Source organism: Pseudomonas sp. IT-P74, assembly GCF_949768175.1.
Taxonomy (GTDB): Bacteria; Pseudomonadota; Gammaproteobacteria; order Pseudomonadales; family Pseudomonadaceae; genus Aquipseudomonas.
On record NZ_CATKQD010000007.1, the window covers coordinates 30,482 to 41,578 of the forward strand.

The 11,097-nt window shown below is 59.7% G+C and carries 12 protein-coding genes; 9 read left to right on the plus strand and 3 right to left on the minus strand.

What is annotated here, in order from left to right; translation table 11 throughout:
• Window positions 1–78 precede the first annotated feature (78 nt).
• The 5 genes from oscA to ACM6J5_RS06635 all read left to right on the plus strand — a co-directional run bounded on the left by oscA (window position 79) and on the right by ACM6J5_RS06635 (window position 4,198).
• Complete coding sequence (gene oscA / locus ACM6J5_RS06615; protein ID WP_007975618.1) at window positions 79–261, plus strand: sulfur starvation response protein OscA; 183 nt, start codon at window positions 79–81, stop codon at window positions 259–261.
• A gap of 68 nt (window positions 262–329) precedes the next feature.
• Window positions 330–1,343 (plus strand): sulfate ABC transporter substrate-binding protein, encoded by a 1,014-nt coding sequence (locus ACM6J5_RS06620; protein ID WP_150673727.1) that lies wholly within the window; start codon window positions 330–332, stop codon window positions 1,341–1,343.
• Window positions 1,344–1,504: 161 nt separating this feature from the next.
• Window positions 1,505–2,323 carry a sulfate ABC transporter permease subunit CysT gene (gene cysT / locus ACM6J5_RS06625; protein ID WP_007972956.1) on the plus strand — a complete coding sequence of 273 codons (819 nt, stop codon included), beginning with the start codon at window positions 1,505–1,507 and terminating at the stop codon, window positions 2,321–2,323.
• Window positions 2,324–2,335: 12 nt separating this feature from the next.
• Window positions 2,336–3,205, plus strand: coding sequence for a sulfate ABC transporter permease subunit CysW (gene cysW / locus ACM6J5_RS06630; RefSeq protein ID WP_008045439.1), 870 nt, complete (start codon window positions 2,336–2,338; stop codon window positions 3,203–3,205).
• Between the two features lie 3 nt (window positions 3,206–3,208).
• The gene (locus ACM6J5_RS06635; protein WP_414928040.1) at window positions 3,209–4,198 is read left to right on the plus strand and encodes a sulfate/molybdate ABC transporter ATP-binding protein; all 990 of its coding nucleotides are present in this window, start codon (window positions 3,209–3,211) and stop codon (window positions 4,196–4,198) included.
• A gap of 89 nt (window positions 4,199–4,287) precedes the next feature.
• Here the strand turns inward: ACM6J5_RS06635 and ACM6J5_RS06640 are convergent, their stop codons facing one another.
• Window positions 4,288–4,806, minus strand: a complete 519-nt coding sequence (locus tag ACM6J5_RS06640; protein WP_095945005.1) for a DUF962 domain-containing protein — start codon at window positions 4,804–4,806, stop codon at window positions 4,288–4,290.
• Between the two features lie 83 nt (window positions 4,807–4,889).
• On the opposite strand from ACM6J5_RS06640, the gene ACM6J5_RS06645 reads away from it, so the two are divergent.
• The 3 genes from ACM6J5_RS06645 (at window position 4,890) to ACM6J5_RS06655 (ending at window position 7,165) form a co-directional block, all read left to right on the plus strand.
• Window positions 4,890–5,576, plus strand: a complete 687-nt coding sequence (locus ACM6J5_RS06645; RefSeq protein ID WP_095945004.1) for a Crp/Fnr family transcriptional regulator — start codon at window positions 4,890–4,892, stop codon at window positions 5,574–5,576.
• A 115-nt stretch (window positions 5,577–5,691) separates the two neighbouring features.
• Window positions 5,692–5,940: a helix-turn-helix domain-containing protein gene (locus ACM6J5_RS06650; RefSeq protein ID WP_095945003.1), complete on the plus strand. Its 249-nt coding sequence runs from the start codon at window positions 5,692–5,694 to the stop codon at window positions 5,938–5,940.
• Window positions 5,933–7,165 carry a type II toxin-antitoxin system HipA family toxin gene (locus ACM6J5_RS06655; RefSeq protein WP_414928041.1) on the plus strand — a complete coding sequence of 411 codons (1,233 nt, stop codon included), beginning with the start codon at window positions 5,933–5,935 and terminating at the stop codon, window positions 7,163–7,165. Before ACM6J5_RS06650 ends, ACM6J5_RS06655 begins: the two co-directional genes overlap by 8 nt.
• Here ACM6J5_RS06655 and ACM6J5_RS06660 read toward each other — a convergent pair whose 3' ends face one another.
• Entirely contained in the window at window positions 7,166–8,170 is a 1,005-nt protein-coding gene (locus ACM6J5_RS06660; protein ID WP_095945001.1) for an AraC family transcriptional regulator, read from the minus strand. It lies immediately after the preceding gene.
• A 100-nt stretch (window positions 8,171–8,270) separates the two neighbouring features.
• Here ACM6J5_RS06660 and ACM6J5_RS06665 point away from each other — a divergent pair, with 100 nt between their 5' ends.
• Complete coding sequence (locus ACM6J5_RS06665; RefSeq protein ID WP_414928042.1) at window positions 8,271–9,344, plus strand: fatty acid desaturase; 1,074 nt, start codon at window positions 8,271–8,273, stop codon at window positions 9,342–9,344.
• A 131-nt stretch (window positions 9,345–9,475) separates the two neighbouring features.
• On the opposite strand, the gene ACM6J5_RS06670 is transcribed toward ACM6J5_RS06665, so the two are convergent.
• On the minus strand, window positions 9,476–11,086 hold the full coding sequence (locus ACM6J5_RS06670) for an arylsulfatase (RefSeq protein ID WP_095944999.1): 1,611 nt from the start codon (window positions 11,084–11,086) through the stop codon (window positions 9,476–9,478).
• Window positions 11,087–11,097: the final 11 nt, after the last annotated feature.

The window sequence follows — 11,097 nt, forward strand, 5'->3', positions numbered from 1 at the left end:
GTGTCTCTCTAGTATTGCTCTCAAGCCGCAAGCAGTGCCGACACTGCGAGGCAATCTCTCAGTTGAAGGAGCAGCAATATGAGCGCATCCCTGCGTAGCGTCGACGGTCAAGACGAAGCCACCATCCTGCGTGAAATCCAGAGTGCCCTGCGCGATCTGCGCTTTGGTGCCGTGGAAATCACCGTGCACAACGCCCAGGTGGTACAGATCGAGCGCAAGGAAAAATTCCGTTTGCAGCAGCCGGGCAACAAGCCGGGCTGAGGCGAATCAGGCAACGCGATATCCCATAAGAAAAAGCCAACAAACCAAGAATTCCAGGAGCTTTCACCATGTCGTCGATTCGTCATTTCGCTTTGGCCGCCCTGGCCAGCGCCCTTTTTGCCGGTTCCGCCGTTGCCAAGGACTACGAGCTGCTCAACGTGTCGTACGACCCGACCCGCGAGCTGTACCAGGACTACAATGCCGAGTTCATCAAGTTCTGGCAGAAGGACCACGCGGGCGACACCGTGAAGGTCCAGCAATCCCACGGCGGTTCGGGCAAGCAAGGTCGGGCGGTGATCGACGGCCTGCGCGCCGACGTCGTGACCCTGGCCCTGGCCGGTGATATCGACGAAATCGCCAAGCTTGGCAAGTCCCTGCCGGCGGACTGGCAAAAACGCCTGCCGGACGCTAGCACGCCTTACACCTCGACCATCGTGTTCCTGGTGCGCAAGGGCAACCCCAAAGGCATCAAGGACTGGGGCGACCTGATCAAGAATGACGTCTCGGTGATCACGCCGAACCCGAAAACCTCCGGTGGTGCGCGCTGGAACTTCCTCGCGGCGTGGGCCTATGGCCTGAAAGCCAATGGCGGCGACGAAGCCAAGGCCAAGGAATACGTACAGACCCTGTTCAAGCACGTGCCAGTGCTGGACACCGGCGCTCGCGGCTCGACCATTACCTTCGTCAACAACGGTCAGGGCGACGTATTGCTGGCCTGGGAAAACGAAGCCTTCCTGGCCCTGAAAGAAGAGGGCGGGGCCGACAAGTTCGACATCGTCGTGCCTTCGCTGTCGATTCTCGCCGAGCCACCGGTGGCGGTGGTCGACAAAAATGCCGAGAAAAAGGGCAACGAGCAGATCGCCGAGGCCTATCTCAAGCACCTGTACAGCCCGGCCGGCCAGGAAATCGCGGCGAAGAACTTCTATCGTCCACGTGACAAGGATGTGGCCGCCAAGTACGCCCAGCAGTTCCCGAAACTGGAACTGGTGAGCATCGACAAGGACTTCGGCGGCTGGAAAACCGCACAGCCGAAATTCTTCAATGACGGGGGCGTGTTCGACCAGATCTATCAGGCGCAGTAATCCTGATGTCAATTGGCTAAGGTGTTTAACGTGTGGGAGCGAGCCTGCTCGCGAAGACGGTATTTCAGGCGACAGGGATGTTGACTGGTACTCCCCCTTCGCGAGCAGGCTCGCTCCCACATGAATGCACTTGGCAGAACAAAATTTAACCAGGGACTTTTATGTCGCGTCGTATCTCCCCCGTCATACCCGGCTTCGGGCTGACGCTGGGCTACACCTTGGTGTACCTCAGCCTGATTGTGCTCATACCACTGGCGGCGATGTTCGTGCATGCCGCTCAACTCACCTGGGATCAATTCTGGGCAATCATCTCGGCGCCACGGGTGCTGGCCGCGTTGAAGCTCAGCTTCGGCACCGCCCTGTGTGCCGCGATCATCAACGGCATCATCGGCACGCTGTTGGCCTGGGTATTAGTGCGCTATACCTTCCCTGGACGAAAAGTGATCGATGCAATGATCGACTTGCCGTTCGCATTGCCCACGGCGGTGGCCGGTATTGCGCTGACGGCGCTGTACACCCCAACCGGTCTGGTGGGTCAGTTTGCAGCGGATCTGGGTTTCAAGATCGCCTACACCCCTCTGGGCATCACCCTCGCCCTCACTTTTGTGACACTTCCATTCGTAGTACGTACCGTACAGCCAGTATTGGCGGATATTCCCCGTGAAGTGGAAGAAGCGGCAGCGTGCCTGGGGGCAAAACCGTTGCAGGTTTTCCGCCATATCCTGCTGCCGGCACTGCTTCCGGCATGGCTCACCGGTTTCGCCTTGGCCTTTGCCCGCGGGGTCGGCGAGTATGGTTCGGTGATTTTCATCGCCGGCAACATGCCGATGAAAACCGAGATTCTGCCGCTGCTGATCATGGTCAAGCTCGACCAATACGATTACACCGGCGCTACCTCCATTGGTGTACTGATGCTGGTGGTTTCCTTCGTCCTGTTGCTGCTGATCAACTTGTTGCAGCGGCGCATCGAAACCCCATAAGGAGGCGCACCCATGTCCCAATCGTCTATTGCTGCCGCTTCCTCGAACGCTGCCCGTCGTGGCAGTGCGACTTCTCGGCGAATCCTGATCGGCCTTGGCTGGCTGATTTTTGCACTGTTCCTGTTGCTGCCGCTGTTCATCGTGGTGTCCCAGGGTCTGAAGCTCGGCCTCGGGGCGTTTTTCACCGCGATCTTTGAGGCGGACGCGCTATCGGCGCTGAAGCTCACGGTCATCGCCGTGCTGATTTCGGTGCCGCTGAACCTGGTGTTCGGCGTCAGCGCCGCCTGGTGCGTGAGCAAGTACTCGTTCCGCGGCAAGAGCATGCTGGTGACCCTGATCGACCTGCCGTTCTCGGTATCGCCGGTGATCGCCGGCCTGGTCTATGTGCTGATGTTCGGCGCCCAGGGCCTGTTCGGCCCGTGGTTGCAGGACCACGACATCCAGATCGTCTTCGCCCTGCCGGGCATCGTGCTGGCGACGATCTTCGTCACCGTGCCGTTCGTGGCCCGTGAACTGATCCCGCTGATGCAGGAACAAGGCACCCAGGAAGAGGAGGCCGCGCGTCTGCTCGGGGCCAACGGCTGGCAGATGTTCTGGCACGTCACCGTGCCCAACATCAAATGGGGCCTGATCTATGGCGTGGTGTTGTGTACCGCGCGGGCCATGGGGGAATTCGGTGCGGTGTCGGTGGTGTCCGGGCACATTCGCGGGGTGACCAACACCCTGCCGTTGCACGTCGAGATCCTCTACAACGAATACAACCACGTGGCGGCATTCGCCGTGGCGAGCCTGTTGCTGATCCTGGCGCTCTTCATCCTGCTGCTCAAGCAGTGGAGCGAAAACCGTATCAACCGCCTGCGCGCCAGCGCCGCGGAGGAATAATTCATGTCGATCGAAGTGCGTAACGTCAGCAAGAACTTCCATGCCTTCAAGGCGCTGGACAACATCAGCCTGGACATCCAGAGCGGCGAACTCGTCGCCTTGCTCGGTCCGTCGGGTTGCGGCAAGACCACGCTGCTACGGATCATCGCCGGCCTGGAAACCCCGGACCAGGGCAACATCGTGTTCCACGGTGAAGACGTTTCCGGCCACGACGTGCGCGATCGCAACGTCGGTTTCGTGTTCCAGCACTACGCGCTGTTCCGCCACATGACAGTGTTCGACAACGTCGCGTTCGGCCTGCGCATGAAGCCGAAAAGCCAGCGCCCGAGCGAAAGCCAGATCGCAACCAAAGTCCATGAACTGCTGAACATGGTGCAACTGGACTGGTTGTCGGATCGCTACCCGGAGCAACTCTCCGGTGGTCAGCGCCAGCGCATTGCCCTGGCTCGGGCGCTGGCGGTGGAGCCGAAAGTGCTGCTGCTCGACGAACCTTTCGGCGCCCTCGACGCCAAGGTCCGTAAAGAACTGCGCCGCTGGTTGGCGCGTCTGCACGAAGACATCAACCTGACCTCGGTGTTCGTGACCCACGACCAGGAAGAAGCGATGGAAGTCGCCGACCGTATCGTGGTGATGAACAGGGGTGTGATCGAACAGATCGGCTCACCGGGTGACGTCTACGAAAACCCGGCCAGCGATTTCGTCTATCACTTCCTCGGTGATTCGAACCGACTGCACCTGGGCGAAGACAAGCACGTGCTGTTCCGCCCGCACGAGGTGTCGTTGTCACGCCATGAGCTGGAAGATCACCACGCGGCTGAAGTGCGGGATATTCGACCGCTGGGCGCGACGACACGGGTGACGTTGAAGGTCGAAGGGCAGAGCGATCTGATCGAAGCTGAAGTGGTCAAGGATCACGACAGCCTGGTTGGTTTGGCGAAAGGCGAGACGCTGTTCTTCAAGCCGAAGGTCTGGCAGAAGGTTGCGAATATCTAAGGCAAAAGCTTCGCGAGCAGGCTCGCTCCCACAGTGGATTTGTGAACGACGCAAATCAGTGTGGGAGCGAGCCTGCTCGCGATAACTATCTAAACAGCGGCACGCTTCGGATTGACCCGCACCCCACCCGCTCGCGCCTCGATCTGCTCTTTGAGCTCATGCCGCATCCCCAGCATGAACGCCAACTCGGCCACCACAAACAACGGCCCGACAATCAACCCGGTCATGTCATCGACAAATGCCGGTTTGCGCCCTTCGTAGTGATGGCCGACAAACTGGATCGCCCAGCCGATCACGAACATCGCCACGCCACTGCCCAGCCAGACCAGCGTGCTTTGTTGCGCCAGCACCTGACCTGCCCAGACACACAGCCCGAGCAACACCGTCATCAGCACCCCAAGGCGCAGTTCAAGGCGCAGGTAAAACCACGCTGAGGCCAGTGACACCAGCACCGCCGGCGAAAGCCAGCCTCCGGCCCACTGCGGACGTGACAGCAGTACGGCCACGGCCACCACGATCAGCGGAATGCCGATAAAGTGCGAGGCGATGTTGCGCGGGTCACGGTGGTAGGCGGCGTATTGACTGAGGTGGTCGACGAGGCTTTTCATTGTTGTTCTCCTGTGGGGTGATTGATCATGCCCCGGGGTCACTTCCCGCTCTGTCAGCCAGGCGACAATCTCTAGGAGTTTTCATGGATATGCAGGTCTGGCGTCCACGCCTGATGAGCGGTCAGTGGTTCAGCCATTTGCCTGTTTCCCTACAGGATAGCCTGCTGTCGGTGGCCAGGCTGCGGCGCCTGTCGCCGGGGCAGCGGCTGTTCAAGCGTGGCGGTCCGCCCTGCGGCCTGTACGCGGTGCTTGAAGGCGCGGTGCGCGTCGGGGCAGTGAGTGAGCAGGGCAAGGAAGCGTTGCTGAGCCTGGTGGAGCCGCCGCACTGGTTCGGCGAAATCTGCCTGTTCGATGGCCAGCCACGCACCCACGATGCGTACGGCGTGGGCCAGTGCACGCTGCTGCACATTCCTCAGAACACCTTGCTGGCGCTGCTCGACGAGCAACCGCAGCACTGGCGGCAACTGGCGTTGCTGATGAGCCAGAAATTGCGCATGACCTTCATCAACCTCGAACAACTGAGCCTGTTGCCGGCCCCGGCACGGCTGGCGCACCGCTTGCTGATGATCGCCGAAGGCTATGGCGAGACCGCCCCACCGCGTCGCGTCCTGCAGCTGCCCCAGGAGCAGCTTGCCGCCATGTTGTCGCTATCGCGCCAAACCACCAACCAGATCCTCAAGGAGTTACAGGGGCAAGGGATCATCGGGCTGAGTTACGGCGAAATTGAAATCCTCGATGCCGTGCGGTTGCGGGTGCTGGCGATGGTTTGATGTCTGGTAGGGGCGTCAGCAAATGTAGCTGGACTTCAATCATGACATGAACTAAATACAATGCATAATCGTTAAACTGATAAAATATGCACTGTATACGATGCATGGTGGTGAAATGGAAAACCTTGGCAAGCTGATCCGAACGTTACGCAAGGAAAGAAAACTCTCCCAGCAGGCATTGGCACATCAGTACGGAATGAGCCGGGCGACGATCTCCGGCATTGAAAACAACACCCTCTCCGAAATTGGTCTGCGCAAGGTAGAGGCGATCCTCAATGGCTTCGGTTATGAGCTGACTGCCGTGCCGCGACAGTCGAAGCGGCCAACGCTGGATACCCTGAAAAAGGTGGATTTCCATGGATGAGCCGCAGGAGAAGGATCGACTGGCTATCAGCGTTTCCAACAGCGCGGTCGGAGTCCTTGGTCGTGGTCAGTCACCCGTTGATAGCGTGTTTGCCTACGCCGAAAACGCGTCAGAACAAAACGCCGTCTCGTTGACCATGCCGGTGCGGCTGGAGAGTTACGCGTGGGAATCGGGCGTTCCACCGGTTTTTGAAATGAATCTGCCTGAGGGAGCCCTGCGCGATGAATTGACTCGTCGCTTCAGCAAGGCCGTCCGGGGGTTTGACGACTTTTCGATGCTTGCCATCGTCGGCCCGCACCAGCTCGGAAGAGTCGGCATTTCAACGGCCCAGGGTCCGGGCGACCAGCCACCTGAAACCAGCCTGGCGGACCTTCTTGTACATGATGGTGCGCAAGGTCTGTTCGAAGACCTCTTGCAGACCTATGGCCAGTATTCAGGCGTTTCCGGTGTACAGCCGAAGGTACTGGTGCGTGACAGCGCATCAACCATCGATCGGCTGTCCCATCGGGGGGCCACGCATCTGGTCAAAGCCTTTCGTCCTGAGCAATACCCGGAACTCGCTGCCAATGAATACTTCTGCATGCGGGCGGCGTTGCATTCGGGTCTTGAGGTACCGAAGTTTGAACTCAGTGAGCACGGCAAGTTTTTGATCGTTGAACGCTTCGATCTGAATGAAAAAGGTTACCTGGGGTTCGAGGACTTCTGCGTGCTCAATGCCTGGCCATCAAAAGCCAAATACGATGGTTCGTACGAAGGTGCGGCCAAGCAGATCAAGGCGTTTGTTTCCCCGCCTTTGCTCAATCAGGCACTGGAGTCGTTTTTCAAAATCGTCGCGTTGTCATCGGGTCTGAAAAATGGCGACGCGCACCTCAAGAACTTTGGCGTTCTGTACGAAGACTGTGGTGTCGATGCAGCAATCAGCCTGGCACCTGCCTACGACATCATCACCACGTCGGTCTACATCAAGACCGATAGCATGGCGTTGTTACTGGGCGGATCGAAGGCGTGGCCCAAGTACAAGATGCTGATGCGATTTGGCCGCTCCGCCTGCAATTTGACCGAGGGGCGCTGCAACGAATTGCTGCAACAGGTCATCCATGGGATGGCAATGGCGATGGGCGAGATGGGTCAACACATAAAGGCAAACAGTGCCTTTGCCGCAGTTGGAGAGGCAATGCTGGAGCAGTGGAAAGAGGGTATGGCTCGCAGCCTGGTCAAAGGCTGATCAGCGCAACCCATCCCGAAACTGCCCCGGCGTCATACCCGTCCAGCGCTTGAACGCACGACTGAAGCTGCTGGTGTCGGCAAACCCGAGCAGATAACTGATCTCGCTCAACGAACATTGCGGGTCACGCAGGTGCAGCAGCGCGAGGTTTTCGCGGCTTTCGTTGAGCAGCGTGTCGAACCGGTAGCCTTCATCGGCCAGGTGCCGTTGCAGGCTGCGCAAGCTCAGGTGCAGGGCCTTGGCGATGTGTTCGGCGCTCGGTTCGCCTTCGGGCAGTTGTTCTTCAATGGCGTCGCGGACCTTGCGCTCCCACGTCAGTGGCTTGAGTTGCGCCAGGGTGCGCTTGAGCACGGTTTCATTGTGTTCGGCCAGCTCCGGATTGGCATCGTCCAGGTGGCTGTCGAAATCGACGAGGGCGAACTCCAGTCGGTCTTCGTCGGCGCCGAAGTGCACGGGCGAGCGAAAGACTTTATGCCATTGGTGTGCGTCTGCCGGCTCCGGGCGGCGCAGGTAGGTCGCCAGTGGCGCGTAGTCGCGACCCAGGCGATTGCGGCAGGTGCGCACGTAAATCGCCATGAACGCGTCGATGGCTTCGAAGGCAGGAGCCGGGTTGCCTACCGGAATTTTCAGACTGAAACAGTAGCGATCCTCGGCGCGGGTCAGCTCCAGTTCCAGGGCATCGCTGACCACCTGGTGATAACGCACGATGCGCTCGAACACTTCCCGCAGGCTGCCGCTGGCGACCAGCGCATAACCCAGCGCATGGAAAGTGGTCGGGCTGACGAAACGCGAAACCCGCAAACCGATCGCCGGATCGCCGCTGGCCTGCACCGCCAGATTCCACAGGTGCGTGGTGCCAGACAGCGGGTAGCGCGCGTTCGGGTCGTCCATCAGTTGCGGGTCGAGCCCCGCTTGCTGGCACAGGGCGGTGCTGTCGATGCCCAGGGCATCGAGTTGCTTGCGCAGGGCGCGGGTCCAGCTGGCGAGGGAGGTCGGTTCAGTCATGCTGATTGGCGCTTCCGGTCAACAGGTTGGCGTTCTCGGCTACCGCGTTGCGAAGGATCGCAAGGCAGGATGCAACCATCAATAACCAGAGGATGGAAGCATGAGCGGTACTTCTGCAAGCCCCCAGCGACTGAATGCATCACAGCGATCAGCGTATATCCGTGAAGTGGTACTGGCCAAAGGCGTCGAGTTGCGCGAGCGCTATCCGATTCTCAAGCATCAGGACGCCCTCGGTGCAGGCATTCTGACCTTCGCTTTGGCAGGTATGGTGGGTTCGGCGGCGCTCTACATGACCGGGTACATGGCCTGGTGGGCGTGCCTGTTGCTCAACGCCTTTTTCGCCTCGTTGACCCATGAACTGGAACACGACCTGATTCACAGCATGTACTTCCGCAAGCAGAAGGTGCCGCACAACCTGATGATGGGGTTGGTGTGGCTGGCGCGGCCGAGCACCATCAATCCGTGGATTCGCCGCCATCTGCACCTCAATCACCACAAGGTGTCGGGCTCTGAAACCGACATGGAAGAACGCGCCATCACCAACGGTGAACCATGGGGCATCGCGCGATTCTTGATGATTGGCGACAACATGATGTCGTCGTTCATCCGCCTGCTGCGGGCCAAGACCCGGGTGCAAAAGATCAGCATCATCCAGCGCACGCTGAAGGTCTACGCACCGCTGGCACTGATGCATTGGGGCGCCTGGTACGTGTTTCTCGGTTTCCACGCAGCGAACGGCGTAGCACACCTGATGGGCGCGCCGATCGAGTGGTCGGCGACCACGTTGTCGGTGATGCAGGTGATCGACATCGCGGCAGTCGTGATCATCGGCCCGAACGTGTTGCGCACGTTCTGCCTGCACTTCATCAGCTCGAACATGCACTACTACGGTGACGTGGAGCCGGGCAACGTGATGCAGCAGTGCCAGGTGCTGAACGCGTGGTGGTTGTGGCCGTTGCAGGCGTTCTGCTTCAACTTCGGCAGCAGCCACGGGATTCATCATTTTGTGGTGAAGGAGCCGTTCTACATCCGCCAGTTGACTGTGTCGGTGGGGCACAAAGTGATGCGCGAGATGGGTGTGCGGTTCAATGATTTCGGCACGTTTGCGCGGGCTAACCGGTTTGAGCGCAGGGATGAAGTGGCTGCGGAAAAGGTGCGTACAATCGGCGTTTGATTGGCTGTATTTGATGGCCCCATCGCGAGCAAGCTCGCTCCCACAGGGTTTGTTGGTGTGAATGCGATCTTTGCATCACATCGGCCTGTGTGGGAGCGAGCTTGCTCGCGATAGCGGTGGATCAGACAGCATCAATCCGGCTGGAATGGCGACTCACTCAGGATCACCCCAGTCTCATCCACATACCGCTGCCAGTGCTCGATCAAGGCACCGAGCTTGTGCGGTTGGCTCGACGCCAGGTCATGAATCTCCCCTGGATCATTGCCCAGGTCATACAGTTGCCAGGTCGCCGGCCCGACCGGTCCCGGGATGTACACCGCCTTCCATTGCCCTTGTCGAATCGCCCGTCGACCGAACAATTCCCACCCGGTCACGGTGTGCTCGTCATGTACTTGCGCCGTCTCACCCGACAGGAACCCAAGCCACGACTTTCCGCGAACGTCCGCCACGGGCTTGCCGTGCCATTGCTTGCCCGGATGGCGCACGCCGGCAAGATCCAGAATGGTCGGCGTGATGTCCATCACCGTGCCGAAACCGTGGCTGATCTGGCCCTTGAGCGGCAGCTGCGGATAATGCACCAGCGCCGGAACACGGATCCCGCCTTCGGTGGTGAAGGCCTTGAACAACCGCGACGGCGCGGTCGCCACTTGCGCCCAGTTCGGCCCGTACCAGACGTAGGAGTTGGCGCGGCCGATGTTGTCCAGGCTGTTGTCGTAATGCTGGTTGAGATAGGTCAGCAACTGCGGGCCGAATTTCGGGAAGGCTTCGAGCAATGCCCCTTCGGCACCGTTATCGGACATAAACAGAATGAAGGTGTTGTCCAGTTGCCCCTGCTGGCGCAGGTAGTCGACGACCCGCCCGATGTTCCAGTCCATGCGCTCGACCATCGCCGCGTAAACCTCCATGGCCCGCGCGGAGATCTGCCGCTGCTCATCGCTCAGGGCATCCCATTGTGCAGTCAACTGGATCAACGGATGGGGCTCGACATCGGCCTCGATCAGCCCCAGTTTCTTGAGTTTTTCCAGGCGCTCAAGTCGCAGCACTTCAGGGCCGGCGTCATAACGCCCGCGGTATTTTTCCACCACTTCGACCGGCGCCTGCAAAGGCCAGTGCGGCGCGGAAAACGGCAGGTAGGCGAAGAACGGCCGGGTCTGGTCGCGCTCCTTGAGGTATTGCAGCAGCTTGTCGCCAAAGGCATCGGAGGAATAGAAATCCTTGGGCAGTTCATCGATGAATTGGTCGTCTTCGATGTACAGCGCCGGGGTGGATTTCAGCAGCCGTGGCGTTGTTTCATCGTAGGTCGGCTCAAAGCCGTAATGGTTGGCGGCACCGGGCAGCAACGAGAACGAACGCTCGAAACCCCGGGCGTGAGGTGCCAGCTCAGCGGTCAGGCCCAGGTGCCATTTACCGCTCATCAACGTCTGGTAACCCGCCTCGCGCAACAACTCGGGCAGGGCGACCACGCGGTCGTTCAGGTGCCCTTCGTAACCCGGTTTGCCGATCAGGTCCGGGGTCAATGCTTCGGCCATGGTGCCGATGCCTGCGATGTGGTGATCGGTGCCGGTGAGCAGCATCGACCGGGTCGGCGAGCAGGTCGGCGCGGTGTGAAAATCGGTGAGGCGCAAACCGTTGTTGGCCAGTGCATCGAGGTTCGGCGTATTGATTTCGCCACCGAAGGCGCCGATGTCGGAAAAGCCCAGGTCATCGGCCAGGATCACTAGAAAGTTGGGACGTTGCGGCATCAGGCATTTCC